Here is a 22,753-nt window from a genome sequence, read left to right on the forward strand (position 1 = left end):
GGAACGAGAGGACACCGTGGAGATCATCATCCTTCCTGACGCCGCCGAGGTCGGTCGCGTCGCCGGCGCGAAGATCGCGTCGATCGTCGCCGGGCGGCCCCAGGCCGTCATCGGACTCGCGACCGGGTCCAGCCCGCAGGGCATCTACGCGGAACTGGCCCGTCGAGTGCAGGCGGGCTCGCTGTCGTTCGCCGAGGCACGCGGCTTCGCGCTGGACGAGTACGTGGGCATCCCCGCGGACCACCCCGAGTCGTACGCCAGCGTGATCGCGCGTGAGGTCGTCGCCCCGCTCGGCTTCGACCCCTCACGCGTCCGCGTCCCGGACGGGCGCGCCACGGACCTCGCGGCCGCCGCGAAGGAGTACGACCGGGCCATCGCCGAGGCCGGCGGCATCGACGTGCAGATCCTCGGCATCGGGTCGAACGGACACATCGGGTTCAACGAGCCGACATCGTCGTTCGCGTCACGCACGCGCATCAAGACCCTCGCGCCGAAGACCCGTCAGGACAACGCCCGCTTCTTCGACTCGCCCGACCAGGTGCCGACCCACTGCATGACGCAGGGACTCGGGACCATCCTCGAGGCACGCGAGCTCGTGCTGGTCGCCCAGGGCGCTGGGAAGGCGGACGCCGTCGCGGCCGCCGTCGAGGGACCGCTCAGCGCGTTCGTCCCCGGGTCGGCGCTCCAGCTGCACGAGCACGCGACCGTCATCGTCGACGAGGCAGCGGCATCAGGGCTCCGGTTGTCGGACTACTATCGCTACACCTACGACAACCGGCCGGACTGGCAACGCTTCGAATGAATCGGCCGGGCGATGGCCGACGACGCCCGATCCTCTGAGGCGTCCGGCCACCGCAGCCGCAACCCAGCACCCCGCTCTCCTGCACCCCGCTGACGCCCGCATTCGAGAAGGAAGCCTCGTGGCACACCCGACCACCGTCCCATCCCTCATCACCGAAGCCATCGGCGAAGCCGTGGGCGACCCCTCGCGGATCCGCACCCGGGCGATCGACCTGGCCGCCTACGCCGGGGATGCATCGCACTACCTGCTGACGCCGGAGGCGGTCGTCATCGCGGAGAGCGCTGCCGAGGTCGCCGCGATCCTGCGGGCGGCGACACGTTCCGCGGCGCCCGTCACGTTCCGGTCGGGCGGCACCAGCCTGTCCGGTCAGGCGTCCGGCTCCGGCATCATCGTCGACACCAGGCAGCGGTTCAAGTCCATCGAGGTGCTCGACGACGGCAAGCGCGTCCGGGTGCAGCCGGGGGCGACGGTGGCGCAGGTCAACGCGCGACTCACGCGACTCGGCTACCGCCTCGGCCCGGACCCGGCGAGCGAGGTGGCGTGCACGATCGGCGGCGTCATCGCGAACAACTCCAGCGGCATGGCCTGCGGGATCGACGAGAACACCTACCGGACGCTGGAGTCGATGGTGTTCGTCCTCCCGTCCGGCACCACGATCGACACGGCCGACCCGACGGCCGACCGACAGCTCCACGAAGCGGAGCCGGAGCTCGCCGAGGGCATCGAGCGCCTCCAGCGCCGCGTGCGGTCGGACCCGGCCTCCGTCGCGTCCATCGAGCGCCAGTTCTCGCTGAAGAACACCATGGGGTACGGCATCAACGCGTTCCTCGACTTCGAGTCGCCCGTGGACGTCCTGCAGCACCTCATCATCGGCTCGGAGGGCACGCTGGCATTCGTCGCCGAGGCGACCTTCCGCACCGTCCCCGTCCTCCCGCTGGTGTCGACGGCACTGGCCGTGTTCCCCTCCCTCGATGCGGCGACGCGCGCGCTGCCCGAGCTGGTCGCGTCCGGAGCCGCCACGCTCGAGCTCATGGACGCCACGTCCCTGACGGTCGGGCAGCGTCTCCCCGGCAGCCCGGCGGAGATCCAGGGGTTCACGCCGCAGGATCACGCGGCACTCCTCGTCGAGTACCGCTCCGAGGACGCCGTCGATCTCAGGGACCGCGCGACGGCGGGCGGTGCGCTCCTGAACGGTCTGGACGTGCACGCGCCGGCGGTGTTCTCGAGCGATGCCTCCCAGCGGTCACGGGCGTGGGCACTCCGGAAGGGCCTCTACGCCTCGGTCGCGGGAGCGCGACCCTCCGGCACCACGGCCCTCCTCGAGGACATCGTCGTCCCGACCGCGGCTCTCGCCGACACCTGCGCGAGCCTGCAGGAGCTCTTCGTGCAGCACGCCTATCGCGACTCGGTCATCTTCGGCCACGCGAAGGACGGCAACATCCACTTCATGCTGACCGACCGGTTCGAGGGCGACGCCGCACTCGGCCGGTTCAACGGCTTCACGGAACAGATGGTCGGCCTCGTCCTCGCGGCGGGCGGCAACCTGAAGGCCGAGCACGGCACGGGTCGCGCCATGGCACCGTACGTCCGCCGGCAGTACGGCGATGAACTGTACGGGGTGATGCTCGAGCTGAAGCGGTTGGTCGACCCGGCCGGGGTGATGAACCCCGGCGTGCTGATCGACGAGGATCCCCAGGCGCACCTTCAGGGGATCAAGCTCCAGCCGACGGTCGAGGAGGAGGTCGATCGCTGCGTGGAGTGCGGGTACTGCGAACCCGTCTGCCCGAGTCGCGACCTGACGCTGACACCGCGGCAGCGCATCGTCGTCCGCCGTGCCGAGGAGTCCGCTCGCGCTCGCGGGGACATCGCTCTCGCCGAGGAGTTGGCGGACGACTACGACTACGCCGGCGTACAGACCTGCGCCGTCGACGGGATGTGTCAGACGGCGTGCCCGGTCCAGATCAACACGGGCGCGCTGGTCAAGCGCATCCGGCGCACGGAGGCGGCTCCGGTCGCCGCCGCGGGCTGGAAGGCGGCCGCCACCGGTTGGGGGCCGGTCACACGGATCGGTTCGGTCGCGCTCTCCGGCGCGAAGCTCCTGCCGGCTCCGGTGGTCGGGGCGGTGACGGACGTCGCGCGTGCCGTCCTCGGCGCGGACACCGTGCCGAAGTACTCGGGTGATCTCCCGGGCGGCGGACGCTCGCGGAAGGCCCTCGGTCGGACGGTGGGCGCCGGTGACGGTCCGACCGTCGGCATCTACGTCCCGGCGTGCGTGAACAGCATGTTCGGCGCGGCGGACGGCGGCGACGGCGTCATGGGCGCCTTCACCCGGCTGCTCGAGCGGGCGGGCCTCAGCATGGTGGTCCCCGACGGGGTCGAGTCGATCTGTTGCGGCACCCCGTGGTCGTCCAAGGGGTTCGCGTCCGGCGCTGCGGTGAACGAGCAGCGCACGGTCGAACGCATTCGAGCGGCCGTGGCCGACAGCGGCCTGGTGGTCGTCAGCGACGCGTCCAGCTGCACCGAGGGCTTCGCGAAGCTCCTCAGCGAGAGCGGCGTGGTCATCGAGGACGCGGTGGCCTTCGCCGCTCGGGAGATCCTGCCGCGGGTCGATGTCTCCGCGCAGATCGAGCAGCTCGTCCTGCACCCGACCTGTTCCTCACGACAGATGGGCCTCGACCCCGATCTCGTGCTGATCGGCGAAGCCGTGGCCGAGCGCGTGCACGTCCCGGACGACTGGGGCTGCTGCGCCTTCGCCGGCGACCGCGGCATGCTGCACCCCGAGCTGACGGCCTCCGCGACGAAGGCCGAGGCCGCCGAGGTCGCCGCCCTGGGTGCCGACGCGCACGCGTCGTGCAACCGCACCTGCGAACTCGGGATGACCCGTGCAACGGGCGAGGACTACCGCCACGTGCTCGAGCTGCTGGACGCCGCGTCGTCTCGCGCGGAGCGTGGGGCAAGCCTGCGATGACGAGCTGAGTCGGTGACCGTAGGCACCTGTCACGAGCTCACCCGATGATGTCACTCATGCGAGTCAAGCGACACGTAGCGGCGCGCCGTGGCATCTGCAGCGGCATCGCGCCGGCTCGTCGAGGAGCTGGTCCCAGGCGGATCGTTCGCACATGGCGTGTCTCCCGAGGCGGCAGTCATGGGAGACGAGCGGCTTCGACCGCATACCGCGCCTCAACGGACGCTCATTCGGTGCTGTCGCCGGTTGATGCGAGGACATGCTCTGCGTACCCTCCACAGCCGGCGTCCTCCCAGTTGTAGCTTTCGCCCGCGAGCCGCGTGCCGACGTACGCCTTCCACTCCGGCGTGCCGACTGCGGGGAGATCGATGGAGTTGCTGCGGCGTTGATCCTCCGTCCGCTCCCACGGCAGGGAGAAGGTGAAGTCCAGCCCGAGGTCGGCCATGCACTGTGCGGCGATGAAGTTCCGGGTGATGAGCAGTTCCTGCACCGCACGTTGCTGGGGCGTGAGCGTGCTCGGGTAGGTCACGAGCTTCGGTTCGGTGTCCGCGTCGTAGACCGGCGTTCCGAAGGTGTTGCGCCGGCGGTCGTCCGCAGTCGTGATCGTGGGATCCGGATTCAGATACGCGGAGACATCGACGCCACGGTCCTCGAGCGGGACGAACTCGAACGTGCCGACGGCGCGTTGCTCGGCTGCATACGCGGCCTGGGCGACCGCCGCCGCCCCGGTGCCGGCGAACACGCCGACACCGAGGGCGGCCGCGAGGAGCGCTGTCATGGTTCGCGCTCGGCTCCGCGGGACCAGACGAGCAGTTCCTAGCGGATCCATCAGTGGTCGAACCCTGCAGCGGCGTCGGCGGCGGTGACGCAGGCGCTCTCCCAGGTGCCCTGCTGCGACTCCGGGTAGCTGGAGTCGTACGCGTATGCGTCGATGATCCACTGGTGGGTCTCTTCCGGCGACAGACCGTCGGGCATACCGGCCGGCCGCTCGGTGTCAGCGAAGGGCGCGGTCTGCAGGGTCATGTCGACGTCACCGACGAACTCGTGGCCGCGGTCGGCCATGCAGGAGCGCATCGCGTCGATGTGGCGCTGGTACTGCTCCGCGAACGCCAGCGCGGTAGCTCGTTCCTCCGCGGTCGGGACGTACGCTGCCTCGGCCGCCGCGGACGCCGCGTCCCGCTGGGGCCAGCACGGTTCCGCCGCGGCGTACCATGCCTCCTGGTCGACCTCACTCAGCCCCGACGGCATCCCGTCGAAGGTGGTCCCGTCGTACGGGAACCCCGCCTCGGCCATGCAGGACTCCATCGTCAGCTGGCCCACCTCCCGGAACTCCTGCCACTTGTCCTGCAGGAAGAACTGATCGATGTAGGCGTCGTTGGCGGCCGACGGCGTCGGCGTGGGCGCGGGCGTCTCCTCCGGGGCGGTCGAGGTGGCGGCAGCGTCCGGCGCGTCGGCGGTGGAGTGCAGGCTGACCGTCTGCGCCGCCACACCGCCGAAGCCGCCTGCGGCCACCACGCCTGCCGCGACCAGGGTCAAGAACTTCTTACGAACCATTTCACATCTCCAACGTCGAACAACTGGTTTATAGGAAGCTAGCTGCCGGTTCCCAACATTGCAAACACCTGCATAAAAACGGGCATCTGTTGCTCTACACCAGATGTCGACCATTTATCGGAGACTACCTTCCCTATACTGTCCACATGGTCAGACGTCGTCCCGGCACCCTCTTCCCACTCGAACTCGACATCCTCGACGTGGGCACCGTCCTCCAAGCGTCGGAAGGCTCCTTCTACGGCTTCTCCCTCGCCAAACGACTGGCCGGCCCCGACGGGAAGCTCGCGGCGCACGGCACCCTCTACAAGGCGCTGTCGCGCATGTCGGAGGCGGGCCTGATCGAGGAGGACTGGGAGGACCCCGGGATCGCGGCCGCCGAAGGTCGCCCTCGTCGACGGCTGTATCGCATCACCGGCGTCGGTGCCGCTGCTCGGGACCGTGAGCACGCCCGACTCGTCGACGAGCACCGCGTCGCGGCTCGCGTCGCCGACCAGGGGATCGCATGAGCCTGCTCCACACGAAGACGTTCAACACCACGACGCACTGGGTCCTCGCCTGGTGCGCCCAGTACACCCGCGACCTCCCCGAGGAGGTTGCCGCCGCACGTCGCGACGAGCTCGCCTCCGACCTGCACGAACACGCGGTCTGGGCGGAGGAGGCTGGATGGTCGGCCGGGCGTCTCCGGCGGGACATTTTCCGACGGCTCATCAGCGGAAGCGTCCACGACGTCGCCTGGCGCGCCCATCAGCTCGGCAGGAGCGCCCTGACCGATCCACGCCACGCCGCAACCGTCCGGACCGCCCAGCGCATCACCTTCTGGATGCTCGCGCTCGGCGTCAGCCTGACCCTGGTCGGCGGGTACACCTACGCGCGACTCATCCGGTCCATCGTCACCGACGACTATCCCGTCCCACCCCTGCCGACGATGCTCGTCGGCCTCCTCGCCGTCCTGGCACTGTTCGGGACCGCCTTGACGGCCCGGCGACGTTCTCGCTTCGTCGGCGCCTGCGTGCTCGCTCCGCCCACCCTCCTCCTCGGGTACGTCGCCGTGGGGTCGCTCAGTCGGACCAGTATCACCGCCGCGCAGTTCGCCTCCTGGGCCGACCACCTCACGGCGACCGCCGGAAGCCTCGGGCTCCTCGCCGCCGGTGTCGGGATCAGTTCCTTCCTCGGCCTCGTCGCTGCGGCGATCTGGTGGTGGCCGCCCACCCGCACGACGGCGACGACGACCGAGGCTGGCGCGGAGAGCTGACCGCGGAGGTGGTGGAGCTGCAGCTCAGGACGATCCGATGGCGAACGCCATGATCGCCTGCTGCACGGGGAGCAGCGACGCCTTGAACCGGTGACCGACGAAGGCGGGGTGCTCGATGGCGTCGGCGCTGACCTCCTCGCCGCGCGTGAACGGCGGGCAGGGGTTGAGCAGGACGCCGGCCGGGGCGACGTCGAGCAGGGCTGCGGTGATCTGGAACGGCTCCAACTGCACCGTGTGCTCGCCGAACCCGTCGGTGAGGATGACGTCGGCCGTGCGGACGGCGGTTTCCAGATCGTCGGTCCACACCGCACCGGGGATCGCGAGCTTCGCGGGGCAGCACTGCGTCAGATCGAGACCCAGTACCCGCGCGGCTTCCTGCCACGCCCGGGCGACATTGCCGTCGGCGCCGACGAAGAGGAACCGCTGCCCGTCGAGCCCACGCCGCTCGCGGATCGCGAAGAGATCGGACAGCACCTCGCAGGGGTGATTGACGTCGGTCATCGCATTCACGACGGGGAGCGCCGCGGCGTCGGCCAGCCGTTCGAGGACGCCGATGTCGCCGTGCCGCACGATCATGACATCGGCCCATGACTCGAGGTACCGGGCGACGTCGGCGAGCGCTTCCGACTTGTCGAGGGTCTCGCTGGGGAACACGATCGGCTGCAGCCCCATCAGGGCGGCCCCGCGCTCGAAGGAGACACGCGTGCGCAGGCTGGTCGGCGGGAAGAACATGACTGCGGATCCGTCGAAGCTCGGCCCGGATCCGTCGCGGTAGGCCTCCGCGAGACGGAACACCTCGTCGATGTCCGCCGGTGACCAATCGTCGAATCGAAGCAGGTTGCGCATCGCTCAAGCCTACGGACGATTCGAGCCTCGCTCGGAGGCCGGAGGCCGGAGGCGACGCCCTCGACTGCCCGTGCTCAGCGCGCTACGGCGAGACGGATGCCGAACCCGGTGATCGCGGTGCCGGCGACGACGTCGAGGGTCGTGGCCACCGCGGTGAGCCCTCGGCGGTGGCCTTGCTCACGCCGAGGTGACGGGCGAGTGCCTGATGCGTCACAATACCGGCATGGACGACACCGGAAGCCTTCGACGATCGGTCTCGTGGTGGGTGCTGCTCGCGGTCGGGCTGGCGTCCGTCGTGGCGATGGGCGTGCTCGCGTTCCTCCCGTCGACCGTCCACGAGCGGGTCGACGGCGATGATCATCCCGGGTACACCACCGTGTGCTCATCCGTGGTCGTCGCCGGCTGGCCCCGCGAGCTCGGCGCGGGAGGCGACCGGATGGTCGCTCGCGGGATCGTCTCGACAGACACCTTGGAGCCGCCCTACGACGTCTGCGCCAATCGGCGCTCCCTCACCGCCGCTGGGATGGCTGTACTCGCCATCCCAGCCAGCTCGCTGCTCGTCCTCGCCGGGGGCTCCGTTCGCCCGGCCCGCCGCGCCGGAACACGCGCGCGGTGACCGTGGATGACGACTCGGACCGGCATCCAGCCCGGAGGTGATCGTCGACAGACCGATCAGTGACCGGGCCCACCGTAGGCGGCGTCGGCGACGAATCCGCAGGACGCGTCCCAGGTGCTCTGCTCCGACCCGGGGTAGCTGGAGTCGTAGCCGGTGGCATCCAACTTCCACTGGTGGCTCTCCTCAGGAGACAGGCCGTCGGGCATCCCGGTCGCCTGCTGACCTTCGGGGTACGGGTAGGCCTGGAGCGTCATGTCGACGGCGCCCACGAACTCGTGGCCGCGGTCGGCCATGCACGAGCGCATCGCATCGATCCAACCCTGGTACTGCGTCGCGAACGCCAGTGCCGTGGCACGCTCCTCCTCGGTCGGCACGTAGGCCGCCTCGGCAGCAGCGGTCGCCGCGTCACGCTCCTCACGACAGGGCACCGCAGCCGCCTGCCAGGCGTCCTGGTCGGCCTCGCTCAGGCCTGACGGCATCCCGTCGAAGCTGGTGTCGTCGAACCCGAACCCCGCTTCGGTCATGCAGGACGCCATCGCGGCTTTACCAACCTCGAAGAATCGCTGCCAGAGGCCCTGCAGGTAGAACTCATTGATGTGCGTGGACTCGGTGGGCGGCGTGGTCGCTGCTGGCGTCTCGGTCGGCGTCGCGCTCGCGGCCGGCGTCTCGGTCGGCGTCGCGCTCGCGGTCGGCGTCGCGGTCGCCTCCGCCGGCGCCTCCGCGGAGCTTGCCACGGCCTGCGCCGCCACACCGCCGAGTCCGCCGGCGACCACCAGTCCGGACGTGAGCAATACCAGGATCTTCTTGCGAATCATCATCTCCCCCAATGTTCATGGAACGTGTTTATAGGAAGATAGCTTCCCCAAGCGGATGTCGCAACCAGTCCCTGGGGCGGAACACGTCTCCCGGCCACTCGTCGAGCGATGCGGCGGTGCCTCTACCCTGGGTTCTGTGAGCATTCCTCGGAACGACAGTGGGCCGGTGCGTGGCTGGCTCGGCCCGGATTGGGAAGCAAGCGTCGACCCTCGCCGCCTCGACGAGTTGCGGTGGAGCATCGAGCAGGAGATCAGCACCTTCCGCGGCTTCCGACACCGGTTGAAGACCGAAGGTGAGTACTCCATACTCGGGCTGGTGCTCGGGATCCCGTTCCTGATCCCACAGGTCTTCGGACTCGTCGACGCCTTCACGGCCGCATCCGAGCCGGGCATCGGCGTGCTCGGGGAGTGGCTCTCGAGGCCGGCTGTGGCGGGGTGGGTCACCGCGGGCGTCCTGTTGATCGCCATCTCGGTGGTGTCCATCCAGGTGCGTCTCCGGCGAGAGTTCGGGATCTTCCGCAAGGACGGCTGGGTCGCCCTGCAGGCGCCGAGCGGCCTCGCCGAATGGGGTGGCGAGGGTTCGCCCACCATCACCTACGATCAGCGCTTGGTCGGCGGCAGGGGTGAAGCTCGCGCTCGTGATCTCCAGAAGCCGTTCATGCTCCTCTCAGGCCCGCGGATGCCGACGTGGGTGTTCGCGGGCGCCCTGCGCACGGTCCGCGCAGCCACGGTGGCGCGTGCATTCGACATCCACCGACTGGCGGTGCTCAAGCAGCAGATCGGCGTCTTGCGCGCCATTCCCGCGACAGTGGTGTTCCCTCAAGCGGACGGTTGCCTGTTCGGCGCCCAGGACGAGGGATTGCTCACCGTGGCCCTTCCGCGACCAGTGAAGGGCGGGCAGCGGATTCGTCTCGCCCGGGTCAAACTCACTCGCGCCGAGCGGGAGAGCGTCACGATCGGCCATCCGTCCTGATCGCTGATGTGCCCGAGGCCGTCCCGACCGTGGTGATCGCCGTCGCGTTCACCATGCTCGGGATCACGATCTGTATTCGGGCTAATTTCAGTAAACCCGAATAAGATGGCGCCATGATCTCGCCTACCGACTCCGCAGGGCTGGAACGGTCCTGGCCGGCGACGAGATACGAACCGCGGCCATGGACGCACGACAGCGACGCGGTCGCGTCCAAGCGACGCCGCCGGTTGGCCGCGGGCCCATACCAGGCGGCAGTCCCACCCTTCATCGCGGATCGGTCTGTCGAGCTGCCCGCGGACCTCGTGGCTGCAAGCGAGGACGCCGGCCGCGAGCTGACCCGCTTCGACGCCGAGGTCGGCACACTCGCGGCACCGTTCTCGTCGATCCTGCTGCGGACCGAGAGCGCATCGAGCTCCGAGGTGGAGCATCTCACCTCGAGCGCGAGGCAGGTGGCGCTCGCCGAGATCGGCGACTCGACGTCGGTCAACGCCAAGCTCGTCGTGCAGAACGTCGCCGCCATGGAGGCGGCCGTGGCGCTGGCGGACCGCCTGGACCCCGAGGCGATCCTCACGATGCACCGCGCACTGCTGGAGCGGTCCCATCCCGACATCGTGGGTCGGTGGCGCGACGACCAGGTGTGGATCGGCGGAACCGGCTTCTCCCCGCACGGCGCCGCGTTCGTCCCCCGCACCAGGATCGTGTGCCTGAGCTCATGACGGATGTGATGACGTTCGCGACCCGTCTCGATGTGCCCGTCATGGCGCAGATCGCGATCGCTCACGCTCAATTCGAGACGATCCACCCCTTCCCGGACGGCAACGGACGCACCGGCCGCGCGCTCGTGCAGGGCATGCTGCGGGCAGCTGACGTGACGAGGAACGTCACTGTACCCGTGTCCGCCGGCCTGCTCGGCGACACTGACCACTACTTCCGCGCGCTCACGGCGTACCGATCCGGTGACCTGCGCCCGATCATCGAGACGATGACGGAAGCCGCGTACGCGGCGGTCGCCAACGGCCGAACGTTGGAACGCGACATCACGTCGATCGCAGAGCGGTGGGACGAAACCGTGAAGGTGCGCAGCGACTCATCCGTGCAGCGTCTGAAGCAACTGCTCCTGCGGCAGCCGGTGATCACGACGTCGCTGGTGGCATCGACCCTGGGGCTGCACTTCTCGACGGCGGACACCTCGGTGCAGAAGCTCGTCGACGCCGGGATCCTCGTCCAGTCCAGCGCCGGCCGACGGAACCGCCACTGGCAGGCCAGCGAGGTCCTGCAGGCGCTGGACGAGTTCGGCGCACGGGCCCGTCGTCGGCGGGGAGGTTCCTGACCTCTGGTCGGCCCGGCGCCGCCGAGCACCGACCACTGGCATCATCGACCCATGAGTGAATCCCCGATCGAACGAACGACCCTGAGCACGGTGACGCTCGATGGGGCTCCGCGCTTCGCCTCCGTCGAAGTGCGACGCATCACGATCGCCCCCGACTTCCACGTCGGGGCGCACTGGCACAACGGCCCGGTCTTCGGCACCATCGAAACCGGCTCCGTGAACTTCCAAGTGGGGGCCGGGCCTCAGACCGTCCTGCGCGCCGGCGACACCTTCCACGAGCCGGCCAACGAGACGATCGTCTTCGACGCGACCGACGAGGGCGTCACCTTCGTCGCCTGGTTCCCGATGCCGGCCGGCATTGAGCCGGAACTGACGATGGGCGACGCGCCCGCCTGACGTCCGACCAAGCGGCCTTGGGCGTGGGCATGACGATCAGTGTCGGAGGTGTCGGACCCGCACGAATCCGGGTCTGACCGCGGACGGGCCCCGAGAGGTCTCCCGGGGCCCGTCATCGCACCGTGTGCGCTTACGCGACGCAGGACTTCAGTCCGTAGACGGAAGCAGCCAGGCCCACGTAGGCGACGACGCCGGTACCGGCCGTCTGGACGATGCCGTACGCCGACGCGCCGGTGCCGACGACGGCGACCAGGCAATCCATGTTGATGGCGTTCGGATCGGCAATGGTCCCGTGTCCGGTCAGCGCGATGGTTTCGATCTGCTTGCCGTTGATGTACTTCTGCAGGTACGAGCCCTTGCAAGTGCTCAGCGCCGCGCCCTTGGTCATGCTGTAGGACGAGCCGTCGGTGCCGACGCAGACGTATTCGTACTGCCCAGCGGGTTCGGCGTTCGCGGCGCCCGCCGCGCCGACGGTCAGCCCCATCGCTGCGACCGCGGTGATCAGGATCCGAGAGAACTTCGTACGCATCAGAGATACTCCTTTGTCTCGTTTGTTTCCGAAGCCGACACCGTACCCACCCGTCGTCGCTTGAAGTCAAGGACGAAGGCGTGTTACTCGCGGGCGCGCGTCCCACTTCGACGATGCGCGCGCCAGCCCGGTCCGATCGTCTCCACGAGACCGACCGCTGGATCGGAGGCCGCACCATCGACACCCACGTGAAGAACCTCCGGGCTGGCGACGCCCAGTCCCGACACGGATGATCGCGGCCGACGACTCAGCGTTGGATCGGTGGCGCGACGTCGAGCGCATCGAGTTCGAGGACCAGTTCCATGCACCGCAGGCGTGCGCGGGAGAAGTCGTAGGGCATCATCCGGACGGCCTCGGTGAGGTTCGTCGATCCGCACGTCGAGCCTGCGCCGTCCTCGTCGTCGGGAAGGGGGTGCGACTCGTCCCACGCGTCGAAGCGGTCGTCGTCGGCCTGCGCCAGGCCGGAGTCCTCGATGACCGTGCGGAGGGCCGCCTCGAAGGCGTGCCGTTCGGCGGCGACCTCCGCGACGCGGGGGTCGTCGACCGCGACCGTGTCGTCGAGTGCTGCTTCGGCGGCGTCGACCCGGTCGGACTCCTCCCGCAGCTCCGGGTGGGTGGCCAGGGCGATGAACCGCGACGCCTGGACGGACGCGCCGAGCCCACCGAAGATCCGCTCGGTCACGAGCAGGGTGTCCAGGTCGTCCTGCCGAAGGGCGCCCTCGGGCAGGTCTGTGAGGCGGTCGCTCACGACGTCGGAGAGCAGCCCCAACCTGCTGCCCTGCGCACGCATGCGCTGCACGGCGGTCCGCTGCTGTTCGAGTTCCGCCTGCCGAGCGACGAGGGAGCCCTCCAGGCGGCCCAGGATGCGCGCGACGTCGTCGTCGGTATCGGTGATGCCGTCCGCGAAGGCGTCGCGGATGTCGTCGAGGGCGATGCCGGCGTCCGCCATCCGACGGATCCACAGCAGCCGGATCATCTCGTCGTAGCCGTAGCGGCGGCGATCGTCACTCCCCCGCTCGGGCTCAGGGAGCAGACCGATCTGGTGGTAGTGACGGATCGCCCGCGGGGTGGTGCCGACGAACGCGGCGGCGCCTCCGATCGTGACTTGGCGCGGCGGGGTGAAGGACGAGAACATGTGGGGGCCTTCCTCGGTGGGCGGAATACGTCCACTGCATCACATGACGCTACGGCAGGTGCAAGTCCGTGCATGAGGTGGAGTCCCGTCGCTCACGTGCTCCATCGGACCCCCAGCCTCTGAGCGGCCCGCCGCCGTGATGATGGTGAGCGGTCCCCATTCGCTGAGCCGATTGCGACCGGTACGGTTTGGCCATGGGGAATCGCATCGCACGCATCACAACGCTTCGGGACGCACTGCGAGAACATGCGCTGAGCGCGACCACAAGGTTGCGCGGAACCCCATGATCACGAGCATCGAGATACTCGGCACTGAGGAGCTGCTGCTGCAGCGGAACCCGCGTGCCGCAGCCGTGCACCAGGCGATCGTGGTTCGCGGCCGCGAAGCCGTGATCGCGCTGAACGAACGATTCGACGACCCGTCGGACGACACAGCGATGAAGCGACTCGACACCGAGCTCGACGCGATCGTCGAGCGGAGCGTCAGTGAGTACGTCCGTCAGGCCAGTGGGCTGTTCAGCGCCGAGGACGTCGACCTGTGGACCGCGAAGATCAGCCGGGTGCCCGGCAGCTATGTCGGACGAGCGGCGGCCGTCGGCGTGCCCGGAGCCCTGCTGCTGATGGAGTCCGTGGAAGAGGCCGAGTCGGAGGAGAACAGCACCTTCGTCTCACTCGACGACACTCTCGCCAACATCGCGGGGTATTGCCAGTGCGGCTACGCCACGAGCCGCATCGTGCCCAGGCAACTGTGCCGCCTCTGCTCCGGCGCCGTGCTCATCGCGTGGAGGACCGAGGAGGACCAGGTCATCGCGACAGCGCCCAAGGTCCGTTCGGAGCTGCACGCGGTGTTCGAGGAGTTGCTCGACGAGCTCGCCACCATCCATCTCGCGACGGGCGACGCCTCGGCGGAGACCCCTGCGCGCCGTCGAGCGGGCAACGCCGGGATCACCCGGGTGAACGAGACGTATGCCGAGGAGATCGCACTGCTCGACCTCACGCGATGGCGGGAACTCAGCGACCTGAACCAGCTCAGCCAGATCACGGCGGTGACCGCTCACGCGAAGCACTGGTCGCAGTGGGGTCTCGGATCGGCACGGTTGGCGATGTTGGCGATGCAGAGCGATCCGGAGATCCAGGCACGGATGCGCCGGATCGCCGGCAGCCGGCCAGCTCCGAAGCCCTCGCTGTTCGAGCGGCTCTTCTCCCGACGATGATGACCGCGACGGCGACGATCAGAACGCTTGCGGCCCTCTTCGGCACCGGTCGCCTCCGCCGATGCAGGTCGGCCACCCAGGAAGTGGTGTGAGATGTTCTTCCAGCCGACCCTTCGCGAACCCCGGCCGAGACCGCCGCGCACCCGTCGCAGGAGGGCCGGCAGGATCGTCCTCCTCATCGCCATGGCCTGCATCGCAGCGTTGATCCTGTACTCCTGTTCGACGATGAAGATCGCCTCTTGGCGGGCGACACCAGTCCTCCAGGAGGTCGTCGGGGAACACGGCACCGTCTCGGCGTACGCGAAGGAGTTCACCTACAGCTCCGGCTCGAGCTGCACCCTGTCGGTGGACCTCGACGAGGACATCACGGTCGATGAGACGGCGACGGTCCTGCAGTCACTCGCACCCACCGACCGCTTCGCACCCTGCGACATCAGCACCGTCGAAACGGCGACCCGTTCGACCGTGTTCGCCGAGAACTGGAACACCATCTCCGACGACGGCTGGGTGTCGGTCGCCGAACACCTGGCCGGACCCGGGCCGATCACGCTGTACTTCGCCACCGACGCCCCAGCCCATCTGGACGCTTCCGAGCGGGGACGGTACACCGACTTCGTCGACCTGCTCCGTCAGCACACGACCGGCAACCGCCTCGAGGACACCGTCGGTCCCGTCCGATGGACCCTGACCTGGGACAGCGGCACCGGCGCCTACAAGGGAGTGCGCATCACCACCGATGAGACACCACCCGCTGCACTCGCCGACTTCCTCGACGCGCTCACCATCCCGTTGCAGGGATCATCGGGCCTGGACAGCATCGTCTACACCGTCGCCGACGGCGAAACCACGCTCCACGCCAACCTCAGCAAGCCGGATGACCAGGTCACCGCTGCCATCCAAGCGGCGTTCGCAGTCTCCGGACTCCCCGGCGAGCTCACGATCAACCCGCCGGCAGCCTGAGCCGTCCGAGCCGAACGCGCCGCCAGACCGATTCCGACGAAGAGCTTTCCGCGGGGATCCGGTTGCTGTTACAGTAAGCGCACTTACTACTTGGAGGATCAACATGTGGACGACGAACTACGAGCAGACGACCACGGCCAGCGCATCCGCAGTCTGGGGCGCGCTCGAGCGCCTGCACTCCGGCACCCCACTCGGCCCGGCATCGGACAGCTTCGAACTGCATGGGCCGTTCGTCGTCGGGACGACGCTCACCATCACACCGCAGGGACAAGAACCGATGGAGTCGACGATCGTCGCACTCGTCCCGGAGACCACCTATGCGGACCGGACCCGGTTCGGCGACCTGGAACTGACCTTCCGACACGACCTGCGCCCGACCGCAGACGGCGGGACGACCGTTACGCACACGCTCGCCATCGACGGACCGGGCTCCGACGAGGTGGGACCCGAACTCGGGCCGCAGATCAGCGGCGACTTCCCCGTGGCGATGCGCGAGCTGCTCTCCGCGGCAGAGCGCTCGGCCCGGTAATCCGATGGCCGGCGACCTCGACACCCGGTTCCCTGACGCGCAGTCGAGCCTCGGGCTCGCGCTCTGGCGCGCCAGTACCTCCTGGCAGCGCCACATCCGTGCCGCCCTCGCCCCGCACGATCTGACGCACGTCCAGTACGTGCTCCTGGCATCGCTGACCTGGATGGATCGCACCGTGCCAGTGAGCCAACGGGACCTCGCGGCGCACACGGAACTCGATGTGATGATGACCTCGCAAGTCCTCCGTGCACTGGAGACGAAAGGGTACATCCGCCGCGAGCCGCACCCCGAGGACGGACGCGCCAACGCCCTGCACCCCACCGATCGAGGGATCGAGCTGGCGAACCTGGCGACACGGGACGTCGAATCAGCCGACGCCTCCTACTTCGCCGCATTGACTCCGACTCAGCGCGACTCGCTCCTCGGCGCCTTCCAGCACCTCGCCTCGCCGCCGAGCGTCGCGCCCGATCAGCGAACGCCCCACGACCCGTCTTCCAGCGAAGATCAGCGGTGATCTCCCGCGTTCAACGAGACTTACCACGCCGTTTCACAGCATCGACGACCAGCGCTCCCAAGAGCATCAGCCCGCCCGCGAGTCCCGTGAACACGTAGAAACGAGGCCGCAGGAAGTCCTGCGTCGCAATGGCGTAGGTACAGAAGACGACCAGCGCCAGCCCGAGGACCAGGAAGAGGATCCGCGCCCAGAGATCCATCGGCGTCCGTTGTCTACCCATCCTCGGGTGCCCTCCGTGTCGGCCGTGCGGGCGACCACCGCCCTGGTCGCCGTCCAGTATGACGGGTGCTACCGCGAACGGGTCCGGCGGCCGCGGGCCGATGACCGCCTCCAAGATGACCAGCAGCGTCCACGCTGCCGCCGGACGGTCAAGCCAGCCGTGCGCGCCGAACGCGCCGCCGCTGACCTCGGTCCAGGTGGATGGATCGCCCCGCCGAGCTATGCGCTCCGGTCAGTCGTCCGGAGCCAGTCCGTGATGGTGTCAGCGACGTGGTCGAGGTCGGATTCGAGGAGGAAGTGTCCGCCGTCGACGAGTTCGACGCGAGCATCGGGGGCGTCGCGGGTGAACGCCGTGGCGCCGGCGGCGGCGAAGATCTCGTCGTTACGCCCCCAGATCGCGAGCACCGGCACCTGTGAAGTGCGGAGCCATTCGTGCACCGCGGGGTAGAGGTCCCGGTTGGTGGCGTAGTCGCGGAAGAGCGCCAGCTGCACGTCGTCCTGACCCGGACGGGCGAGGAGCGCGAGGTCGTGCTCCCAGGCGTCGGGGTCAACGGTCGTCACGTCCGGCACGCCGTGGGTGTACTGCCACTCGACGGCTTCCCGGCCGAGGGCTGGACGGAGCGCGTCGCGCGTCTCGGTGGTCCGTTCGGCGGCGTCGGCCCAGATCGGGTCCCAGAAGCTCGGTACGAAGCCTTCTTCGTAGGCGTTGCCGTTCTGGGAGATGACCCCGACGACGGCAGTGGGGTCGTTGAGGGCCAGGCGCCAGCCGACCGGGGCGCCGTAGTCCTGGACGTAGATCGTGTACTGGGTCACGCCGATGGTCGAGAGGAACCGGCCGGTCACCCCTGCGAGGGCCGCGAAGGTGTACTCGAACTCGTCGACCGAGGGGCGGAGGAGCGACCGAAGCCGATGTGGTCCGGAGCGATGACGCGGTACTGGCCGGCAAGCGCCGGGATGAGGTGCCGGAACATGTGGGAGCTGCTCGGGTACCCGTGGAGGAGCAGGAGGACGGGAGCGTCTGCCGGGCCGGCCTCTCGGTAGAAGACGTCGAGCCCGTCGATCGAGACGGTGCGGTGGTGGACGGCGACCATTGCTAACCCCTTTAGATTGTTTTACTGGTTAGTCAGACGCTAGCATGGATCCAGGACGCCGGCCGGCGCACGAGAACGGAGAACGATGCTTCGCGACGAGGAGCTACTGCTGGGCCTGCTGAACAGTGCGCCGGTCGTCGAGGGCACCCCGACCGACCGTCTCGAGGGGGCGACCGGACAAGACCTGGCGCGCAGCTGGGGCGGCACGGGATCCGCGGATGAGGTGGCGCGCCTCCGACATGCGAGGCAGGCGCTGCAGACCATGGTCCGTGGAGATGACGGAGGAGCGATCAGAGACCTCGCGGGCATCCTCGACGATGCTGTGCGCACGCCGCGCATCACACCGGATGGCGTGGTCTGGGAGCTTCAGGTCCCTGACGACGATCGCCTGGTGGCGGGGGTCGTGCTGGCGTGGTCGAGCGTGATCACGGAATTTCCCGGGCGCCTCCGTGCCTGCGCGAACCACGAATGCACGCAGTTCCTCGTCGACCACAGCCGTCCTGGCACCGCGAAGTGGTGCTCGATGGCGGTCTGCGGCAACCGGATGAAAGCGCGCACGCACGCGCGCCGCGCTCAGAGCTGAGCGGGGCTCTCCGCGAGGCCATTCTTCACGAGACATCCGGGAAAGACGAGGCCGTTTCCGGCACAACGCGTCACTCCGAATATGCCCCGTACTTCCGCGGATCTGAGGCGCAGGAAGCATCTAGCGGCGCTCGGCAGCGAGGTGCCGTTGAGCGGAGATCGGCGCGGCTATCCTCCGTTGAGTCCGAACTTCCGCGTTCCGAGAGCGTCCCTGAAGTGACTCTCTGCGGCGTTCACCACCGACGGGGGAGTGGAAGGGTCGAAGACTCTGAGCAAGGAGAACTGGAAGGTTGCCGGGTCGAGTGGTTTGAGCTCGACATTTCCGCCATGACCGTTAAAGGCGTAGGTGCTCCACCGCTGCAAAATGTCCTCCGCGCCATCAGCCTTGCCAACATATTGACGCCCGTCTCGGAGGTCGGTAATCAGGTAGACCCCGATGACCACGGCGAGGGCCGCTCGCCACGGTGCATAGCGGCGCTCGCTCAACACTGCCTGCAGCTTCGGGAAGCCTATGATCAAACGGTCGAACCCCGGGAAGGCCTCCGGCGCGAGATCGGCGATCTCCTTCACCGAGTACGGCGCGGCCGTTGTCCCGTGGATACGCCAGGTGCGCGGGGACCGCCACCCCACCACCAGCCGGCCTCGGAGCTCCGCAAGGTGCGCAGTTTGCGCCACATCGAACCAGCGAATCTTGTCATTTCGACCAACTTCCCCGCGCTGCTCCACCACAGACCAGAGTCTCGCTCTGTCACCGCCCTCCGCGACGAACACGACCCAGTAGCGCGCAGGGGTGGCCGGGAAGAGAGCCGTCGAAACCGACTGTGTTCGCGTGTATTCGAGAATCTCGTCGTCCGTGGAGTCGGCATGGATTCCAACCACCCCGCTACCCGGACGCTCGATGGTGAAGGCATGGCGTATCACCAGTACCTCGAAGGGGTCGAGCCCGCCGTCGATCAGAATCGGTCCGAGCGTCAATGCCATGGTGCGTTCCTCCTCGTGCGCGCGGAGCGCCACCTTCGAACGCTATCCGGCGGGCAACGTGGAGCGCGGCGGAAGCTCAGCGACGCGACCGGGCGATTCGGGCCGCTCGCTCGGTAGCGCTCAGGCGACATCCAGACCGGACTCCTCCAGCTCGGCGAACTTCACCTGCATGGTCGGGTTGCCCTTCGTCAGCTTCTTGACGGTCAGAGCGGTCGCCTTATCGTTCGCAATTCGAAGGTTGTTCTCGGAGCCGAGCAACGCCTCCTTGACCTTCTGGAGACGGTCGATGGCGACGTCGATGTCCTTGATCGCAGAGTCGAATTTACGCTTGGCCAGGTCGTAGTTGCGGCCGAAGGACGACTTGAAGGCGTCGAGTTCGGCCTCGAAGTCGGTGATGTCGATGTGCTGCTGCTTCACCTGCTCAAGTTCGGCTTTGACGAGGATGGTGTCCTGTGCGGCGTTCCGGAGCAGGGCGACGATAGCCAGAAAGAACTGCGGGCGGACGACGAACATCTTCGGGTAGTGGTGTGAGACGTCAGTGATGCCAGTGTAGAGATCAGAGTCCTCTTCGAGCATCGATACGAGTACGGCGTATTCGCATCCCTTGTCGTTGCGGTCCTTGTCGAGCTTGGCGAAAAAGTCGCTGTTCTTCTTCCGTGTCGCCGACGCATCGGCTTCGTTCTTCATCTCGAACATGACCGAGACGTACTCGACGCCGTCATCGCTGAAGTCGCGGAACACGTAGTCACCCTTCGTCCCTGTGGACGCGTCGTTGTCCTTTCCGAACTCGGCATTCGGGAACGCGAGGGAACGCATGCGGTTGAACTCCGTGTCGCAGTGCTGCTCAAGGGTCTCGCCGAGCAGCTTGACCGATAGCTTCGCTTTCATGTCCTTGAGCCGCTCGATGAGTTCGTCTTTGAGCGCGAGATCTTTTGTGTGCGATTCCTTGAGCGCGGCATCCTTGAACTTCTGCTCGGCTGCATCCAGCTCAAGCCTGCTCTGCGCTTCGCCAAGTTGCTTCTCCGTCGCAGCAACCGCATTCGCTACAGCGAGCTTCCGCTCGGTGCTGGCGGACTTCAGCTGCGCTTGGAGCGTGAGGATTTCAGCGTTCGTCTTCGCATTCGACTCCTGGAACTGCTGCGCGGCGTTCGCGACGGCCAGGGCGATCTCCGCCGTCTTGACCTTCTCGGCTTCGGCGAGGCGCGCATGCAGTGCAGCGTCGAATTCGGCGTTTCGCACCTGCTGAACGATGTCGGCGTAGTTCGCTTCATCGACGGTGAAGGCGATCCCGCAGTGTGGGCATGTGATCTGGTTGTTAGCCGCTGACGGCTTGCTAGTAGTCATGATCCGATAATGGAGTCAGATCGCCACGATCCGTTGAACTAGCCTGATAAGGCCGGTTATCAAGAAATATTTAGCTCAGACCAAAAACCGAGCTACAGTTGCCCCATGACCCCGAACTCGACGCCGCTCATCGACCTGGCCGGCATTGCCCGGCTTGCCGATGTGCGGCGGCCTGTCGCGTCGATGTGGCGCACACGCTTCGCCTCGGGTCCGGATGCCTTCCCGAGCGCAGTCGACGATCAAGACGGGCGACTGCTGTTCGAGGCCTCGGTCGTCGCTGAGTGGCTTTCGCGCTCCGGGCGCGGAAACAACCCGGAGGTTCGGGCGGATGTTGCCGCGTCGTCCACGCCACCAGGCTTCTCCTTCTCGGATAGTCGGTCGGTCTCGGAGCTCGAAGCGCTCATCGCGCTGTCTTCCCAGCTGAACACAGTCGGGGACCGCTCACCTACCGGCCTGCGCGCGCTCGCGGCGCAGATCGACCCGAGGAACGAATATCTCCGAGCCGAGGTCGAGGCGCACGTCGATCGGGCTGCGGGGTGGTTCGACTATGCGGAGTCACTGATCGACGCCACATACTCTCCCGCGGCGGCGCTGGCGCTCGTCGGCCGCCGCCACACAGCTCTGATGAGCGCGGCTGGCTCCACCGGAAGCCTGACAGGTGACGCGATCGCCTTGGTCGCCGAGGCGACCCACGCCCTCGTTGTGCACGCCACTGAGGACACTGAGGCTAACGTCGCAGTGATTCTCGACCCCAACGATGCCGAGCTCACGGTGACCTTGGCAGACGCGCTCGGCGAGGAAGTCGACATCTCGCTCCCACCCGGCTCCAGTGGTCGTCGTGCGCGCCGCCGACTCATCGCGAGCGGCCGATGGTTGGCGAATGCAACAGCACCCGCTCGGTCCGTAATAGTGGCGCGCGTGCCCGGGGGCCGCGAAGATGACATCGCGACCATGCTGCGCACGATCGATGACCTCGCCCTGTCACTCGGTGACCAGGATTCGGCCATCGTGGTCGGTCCTGCTCGTGCGCTCGTGGACGCGCTCAACACCGAAGCGGATCAGATCCGCAGCGACATTCTGCGCACTGGACGGGTGCGAGGTATCGCGAGGCTCGCACCTGGCCTGATCGAAGCTGCCCCACGTGAGTCGATCGCTTTCTGGATGCTCGGCGTACCGATGGGGCAGGTTCCGATCAACGAACGATTCACCATTGTCGCTGACCTCATCGACGCACCGCTCAGCACCGCGTCCCGGGATGACCTCGTGACCGACCTGATCGCGAGCATGCGCTCCCCCGCGAAGTGCGTGGGCACGCATTCCGCTTCGGGCAGTTCGTGCGAACCGCAACGCTGTTGGCGCGCGGTGGTTCGATGGCGGACGCTGTGGCACCGAAGAACCCCACCTGCCCGAGTCCGACTGAACTCCCCGCACTGATTGACGCCGCGGCGGACTCCGTGCGCGACGATCTTCCTCGCATTGCACTGCAGCCGACCGAGGCGTCCCCTCGCGCCCCGCGAAGAGTCGCCGACCTGGCTCGGGACGGCCACCTCCGGGTCCTCTCCGGAACACGCCTGCGACGCGAGCTGCTCGGCCCAGAGGGACTCATCGTGGTCAACGCTTCCGACCTCGACGAGCCGACCACCATCGGTGACGCACGAGTCGATCAACTGGAGTTCGCGGCGGAGCATCCGTCGGCGAGGCTCACTTTTCCGGGAGACGTGATCTTCCGCACGAGCCCGACGGCGGCCGCGTGGGTGGACGTCGACGGCTCGAAAGTTGTCGCCTACCCTGCACGCGTTCTCCGCGTCAGCCCCGCCGACCCTGGCGGACTCGTGCCTGAACTCGTCGCCGCGGATATCCCGGGCCAGGCATCCGGCCCAGGTGCCTGGAAACGTTGGACGCTGCGCTCCGTCCCCACGTCCACCGTTGCTCCGCTCCGAGGTGTTCTTATGAACGTTGCAGCGCAGAGCGCTGCTCTCCGTGATCGAGCTGCCAGACTCGACCGATACGCGGGCCTGCTCGCCGCCGGTGTCGTCGCAGGAGCGGTCTCCCTTGAAACGACCAACATCGACACCACCGCCGCGAACGCGGCGTCCGCCCAGTAAGG

Annotated in this window: 25 protein-coding genes and 1 pseudogene; 16 read left to right on the top strand and 10 right to left on the bottom strand. The window is 67.9% G+C overall.

Annotated features, from left to right (window positions below):
- Nucleotides 1-16 precede the first annotated feature (16 nt).
- Nucleotides 17-802: a glucosamine-6-phosphate deaminase gene (nagB, locus tag FGL15_RS08015; protein WP_240773858.1), complete on the top strand. Its 786-nt coding sequence runs from the start codon at nucleotides 17-19 to the stop codon at nucleotides 800-802.
- Nucleotides 803-920: 118 nt separating this feature from the next.
- A complete protein-coding gene (locus FGL15_RS08020) occupies nucleotides 921-3,770 on the top strand; it encodes an FAD-binding and (Fe-S)-binding domain-containing protein (RefSeq protein WP_240773860.1) in 2,850 nt (949 codons plus the stop codon).
- Between the two features lie 223 nt (nucleotides 3,771-3,993).
- Here the strand turns inward: FGL15_RS08020 and FGL15_RS08025 are convergent, their stop codons facing one another.
- Together FGL15_RS08025 and FGL15_RS08030 are read right to left on the bottom strand one after the other, a co-directional pair.
- Nucleotides 3,994-4,509, bottom strand: coding sequence for a hypothetical protein (locus tag FGL15_RS08025; protein WP_138945639.1), 516 nt, complete (start codon nucleotides 4,507-4,509; stop codon nucleotides 3,994-3,996).
- 86 nt (nucleotides 4,510-4,595) lie between these two features.
- The gene (locus tag FGL15_RS08030) at nucleotides 4,596-5,321 is read right to left on the bottom strand and encodes a hypothetical protein (RefSeq protein WP_138945640.1); all 726 of its coding nucleotides are present in this window, start codon (nucleotides 5,319-5,321) and stop codon (nucleotides 4,596-4,598) included.
- A 146-nt stretch (nucleotides 5,322-5,467) separates the two neighbouring features.
- Here FGL15_RS08030 and FGL15_RS08035 point away from each other — a divergent pair, with 146 nt between their 5' ends.
- Together FGL15_RS08035 and FGL15_RS08040 are read left to right on the top strand one after the other, a co-directional pair.
- Complete coding sequence (locus FGL15_RS08035; RefSeq protein ID WP_138945641.1) at nucleotides 5,468-5,827, top strand: PadR family transcriptional regulator; 360 nt, start codon at nucleotides 5,468-5,470, stop codon at nucleotides 5,825-5,827.
- A complete protein-coding gene (locus tag FGL15_RS08040) occupies nucleotides 5,824-6,573 on the top strand; it encodes a hypothetical protein (protein ID WP_138945642.1) in 750 nt (249 codons plus the stop codon). Before FGL15_RS08035 ends, FGL15_RS08040 begins: the two co-directional genes overlap by 4 nt.
- A gap of 24 nt (nucleotides 6,574-6,597) precedes the next feature.
- On the opposite strand, the gene FGL15_RS08045 is transcribed toward FGL15_RS08040, so the two are convergent.
- Nucleotides 6,598-7,419 carry an ornithine carbamoyltransferase gene (locus FGL15_RS08045; RefSeq protein WP_138945643.1) on the bottom strand — a complete coding sequence of 274 codons (822 nt, stop codon included), beginning with the start codon at nucleotides 7,417-7,419 and terminating at the stop codon, nucleotides 6,598-6,600.
- A 223-nt stretch (nucleotides 7,420-7,642) separates the two neighbouring features.
- Here FGL15_RS08045 and FGL15_RS08050 point away from each other — a divergent pair, with 223 nt between their 5' ends.
- Nucleotides 7,643-8,035: a hypothetical protein gene (locus FGL15_RS08050; protein ID WP_138945644.1), complete on the top strand. Its 393-nt coding sequence runs from the start codon at nucleotides 7,643-7,645 to the stop codon at nucleotides 8,033-8,035.
- Between the two features lie 56 nt (nucleotides 8,036-8,091).
- Here the strand turns inward: FGL15_RS08050 and FGL15_RS20525 are convergent, their stop codons facing one another.
- Nucleotides 8,092-8,853, bottom strand: a complete 762-nt coding sequence (locus FGL15_RS20525) for a hypothetical protein (RefSeq protein WP_205858708.1) — start codon at nucleotides 8,851-8,853, stop codon at nucleotides 8,092-8,094.
- Nucleotides 8,854-8,986: 133 nt separating this feature from the next.
- On the opposite strand from FGL15_RS20525, the gene FGL15_RS08060 reads away from it, so the two are divergent.
- The 4 genes from FGL15_RS08060 (at nucleotide 8,987) to FGL15_RS08070 (ending at nucleotide 11,549) form a co-directional block, all read left to right on the top strand.
- Nucleotides 8,987-9,823: a hypothetical protein gene (locus FGL15_RS08060; RefSeq protein ID WP_138945645.1), complete on the top strand. Its 837-nt coding sequence runs from the start codon at nucleotides 8,987-8,989 to the stop codon at nucleotides 9,821-9,823.
- Nucleotides 9,824-9,936: 113 nt separating this feature from the next.
- A complete protein-coding gene (locus tag FGL15_RS20815) occupies nucleotides 9,937-10,539 on the top strand; it encodes a hypothetical protein (protein ID WP_240773862.1) in 603 nt (200 codons plus the stop codon).
- Nucleotides 10,536-11,153 (top strand): Fic family protein, encoded by a 618-nt coding sequence (locus FGL15_RS20820; RefSeq protein WP_240773863.1) that lies wholly within the window; start codon nucleotides 10,536-10,538, stop codon nucleotides 11,151-11,153. Before FGL15_RS20815 ends, FGL15_RS20820 begins: the two co-directional genes overlap by 4 nt.
- Before the next feature lie 51 nt (nucleotides 11,154-11,204).
- A complete protein-coding gene (locus FGL15_RS08070) occupies nucleotides 11,205-11,549 on the top strand; it encodes a cupin domain-containing protein (RefSeq protein ID WP_138945646.1) in 345 nt (114 codons plus the stop codon).
- Nucleotides 11,550-11,679: 130 nt separating this feature from the next.
- Here the strand turns inward: FGL15_RS08070 and FGL15_RS08075 are convergent, their stop codons facing one another.
- Entirely contained in the window at nucleotides 11,680-12,078 is a 399-nt protein-coding gene (locus FGL15_RS08075; RefSeq protein ID WP_137242998.1) for a hypothetical protein, read from the bottom strand.
- 247 nt (nucleotides 12,079-12,325) lie between these two features.
- Complete coding sequence (locus tag FGL15_RS08080; protein WP_138945647.1) at nucleotides 12,326-13,213, bottom strand: MerR family transcriptional regulator; 888 nt, start codon at nucleotides 13,211-13,213, stop codon at nucleotides 12,326-12,328.
- Between the two features lie 283 nt (nucleotides 13,214-13,496).
- Here FGL15_RS08080 and FGL15_RS08085 point away from each other — a divergent pair, with 283 nt between their 5' ends.
- The 4 genes from FGL15_RS08085 (at nucleotide 13,497) to FGL15_RS08100 (ending at nucleotide 16,429) form a co-directional block, all read left to right on the top strand.
- A complete protein-coding gene (locus FGL15_RS08085; protein WP_138945648.1) occupies nucleotides 13,497-14,426 on the top strand; it encodes a hypothetical protein in 930 nt (309 codons plus the stop codon).
- Between the two features lie 225 nt (nucleotides 14,427-14,651).
- Nucleotides 14,652-15,386, top strand: a complete 735-nt coding sequence (locus FGL15_RS08090) for a hypothetical protein (RefSeq protein WP_138945649.1) — start codon at nucleotides 14,652-14,654, stop codon at nucleotides 15,384-15,386.
- Nucleotides 15,387-15,489: 103 nt separating this feature from the next.
- The gene (locus FGL15_RS08095) at nucleotides 15,490-15,915 is read left to right on the top strand and encodes a polyketide cyclase (protein WP_138945650.1); all 426 of its coding nucleotides are present in this window, start codon (nucleotides 15,490-15,492) and stop codon (nucleotides 15,913-15,915) included.
- 4 nt (nucleotides 15,916-15,919) lie between these two features.
- Nucleotides 15,920-16,429: a MarR family winged helix-turn-helix transcriptional regulator gene (locus tag FGL15_RS08100; protein WP_138945651.1), complete on the top strand. Its 510-nt coding sequence runs from the start codon at nucleotides 15,920-15,922 to the stop codon at nucleotides 16,427-16,429.
- A 10-nt stretch (nucleotides 16,430-16,439) separates the two neighbouring features.
- Here the strand turns inward: FGL15_RS08100 and FGL15_RS08105 are convergent, their stop codons facing one another.
- Nucleotides 16,440-16,628, bottom strand: coding sequence for a hypothetical protein (locus tag FGL15_RS08105; RefSeq protein WP_138945652.1), 189 nt, complete (start codon nucleotides 16,626-16,628; stop codon nucleotides 16,440-16,442).
- 239 nt (nucleotides 16,629-16,867) lie between these two features.
- A pseudogene (locus tag FGL15_RS08110) lies at nucleotides 16,868-17,739 on the bottom strand (alpha/beta fold hydrolase).
- A gap of 85 nt (nucleotides 17,740-17,824) precedes the next feature.
- On the opposite strand from FGL15_RS08110, the gene FGL15_RS08115 reads away from it, so the two are divergent.
- Nucleotides 17,825-18,322 carry a CGNR zinc finger domain-containing protein gene (locus FGL15_RS08115; RefSeq protein ID WP_138945653.1) on the top strand — a complete coding sequence of 166 codons (498 nt, stop codon included), beginning with the start codon at nucleotides 17,825-17,827 and terminating at the stop codon, nucleotides 18,320-18,322.
- 167 nt (nucleotides 18,323-18,489) lie between these two features.
- Here the strand turns inward: FGL15_RS08115 and FGL15_RS08120 are convergent, their stop codons facing one another.
- Together FGL15_RS08120 and FGL15_RS08125 are read right to left on the bottom strand one after the other, a co-directional pair.
- Nucleotides 18,490-19,302, bottom strand: a complete 813-nt coding sequence (locus FGL15_RS08120) for a GIY-YIG nuclease family protein (protein WP_138945654.1) — start codon at nucleotides 19,300-19,302, stop codon at nucleotides 18,490-18,492.
- 120 nt (nucleotides 19,303-19,422) lie between these two features.
- Nucleotides 19,423-20,646, bottom strand: coding sequence for a DUF2130 domain-containing protein (locus FGL15_RS08125; RefSeq protein WP_138945655.1), 1,224 nt, complete (start codon nucleotides 20,644-20,646; stop codon nucleotides 19,423-19,425).
- Between the two features lie 105 nt (nucleotides 20,647-20,751).
- Here FGL15_RS08125 and FGL15_RS08130 point away from each other — a divergent pair, with 105 nt between their 5' ends.
- A complete protein-coding gene (locus tag FGL15_RS08130) occupies nucleotides 20,752-22,080 on the top strand; it encodes a hypothetical protein (protein WP_138945656.1) in 1,329 nt (442 codons plus the stop codon).
- A 173-nt stretch (nucleotides 22,081-22,253) separates the two neighbouring features.
- Nucleotides 22,254-22,751: a hypothetical protein gene (locus tag FGL15_RS08135; RefSeq protein WP_138945657.1), complete on the top strand. Its 498-nt coding sequence runs from the start codon at nucleotides 22,254-22,256 to the stop codon at nucleotides 22,749-22,751.
- The last annotated feature ends 2 nt before the right edge of the window (nucleotides 22,752-22,753 follow it).

This window comes from Plantibacter sp. M259 (assembly GCF_006065115.1).
Lineage (GTDB): Bacteria > Actinomycetota > Actinomycetes > Actinomycetales > Microbacteriaceae > Plantibacter > Plantibacter auratus.

Coding starts and splice junctions, on each gene's coding strand:
- FGL15_RS08030 (WP_138945640.1), bottom strand. CDS start 5,321: ATGGTTCGTAAGAAGTTCTTGACCCTGGTCGCGGCAGGCGTGGTGGCC.
- FGL15_RS08035 (WP_138945641.1), top strand. CDS start 5,468: ATGGTCAGACGTCGTCCCGGCACCCTCTTCCCACTCGAACTCGACATC.
- FGL15_RS08040 (WP_138945642.1), top strand. CDS start 5,824: ATGAGCCTGCTCCACACGAAGACGTTCAACACCACGACGCACTGGGTC.
- FGL15_RS08045 (WP_138945643.1), bottom strand. CDS start 7,419: ATGCGCAACCTGCTTCGATTCGACGATTGGTCACCGGCGGACATCGAC.
- FGL15_RS08050 (WP_138945644.1), top strand. CDS start 7,643: ATGGACGACACCGGAAGCCTTCGACGATCGGTCTCGTGGTGGGTGCTG.
- FGL15_RS20525 (WP_205858708.1), bottom strand. CDS start 8,853: ATGATGATTCGCAAGAAGATCCTGGTATTGCTCACGTCCGGACTGGTG.
- FGL15_RS20815 (WP_240773862.1), top strand. CDS start 9,937: ATGATCTCGCCTACCGACTCCGCAGGGCTGGAACGGTCCTGGCCGGCG.
- FGL15_RS20820 (WP_240773863.1), top strand. CDS start 10,536: ATGACGGATGTGATGACGTTCGCGACCCGTCTCGATGTGCCCGTCATG.
- FGL15_RS08070 (WP_138945646.1), top strand. CDS start 11,205: ATGAGTGAATCCCCGATCGAACGAACGACCCTGAGCACGGTGACGCTC.
- FGL15_RS08075 (WP_137242998.1), bottom strand. CDS start 12,078: ATGCGTACGAAGTTCTCTCGGATCCTGATCACCGCGGTCGCAGCGATG.
- FGL15_RS08080 (WP_138945647.1), bottom strand. CDS start 13,213: ATGTTCTCGTCCTTCACCCCGCCGCGCCAAGTCACGATCGGAGGCGCC.
- FGL15_RS08085 (WP_138945648.1), top strand. CDS start 13,497: ATGATCACGAGCATCGAGATACTCGGCACTGAGGAGCTGCTGCTGCAG.
- FGL15_RS08090 (WP_138945649.1), top strand. CDS start 14,652: ATGAAGATCGCCTCTTGGCGGGCGACACCAGTCCTCCAGGAGGTCGTC.
- FGL15_RS08095 (WP_138945650.1), top strand. CDS start 15,490: ATGTGGACGACGAACTACGAGCAGACGACCACGGCCAGCGCATCCGCA.
- FGL15_RS08100 (WP_138945651.1), top strand. CDS start 15,920: ATGGCCGGCGACCTCGACACCCGGTTCCCTGACGCGCAGTCGAGCCTC.
- FGL15_RS08105 (WP_138945652.1), bottom strand. CDS start 16,628: ATGGATCTCTGGGCGCGGATCCTCTTCCTGGTCCTCGGGCTGGCGCTG.
- FGL15_RS08115 (WP_138945653.1), top strand. CDS start 17,825: ATGCTTCGCGACGAGGAGCTACTGCTGGGCCTGCTGAACAGTGCGCCG.
- FGL15_RS08120 (WP_138945654.1), bottom strand. CDS start 19,302: ATGGCATTGACGCTCGGACCGATTCTGATCGACGGCGGGCTCGACCCC.
- FGL15_RS08125 (WP_138945655.1), bottom strand. CDS start 20,646: ATGACTACTAGCAAGCCGTCAGCGGCTAACAACCAGATCACATGCCCA.
- FGL15_RS08130 (WP_138945656.1), top strand. CDS start 20,752: ATGACCCCGAACTCGACGCCGCTCATCGACCTGGCCGGCATTGCCCGG.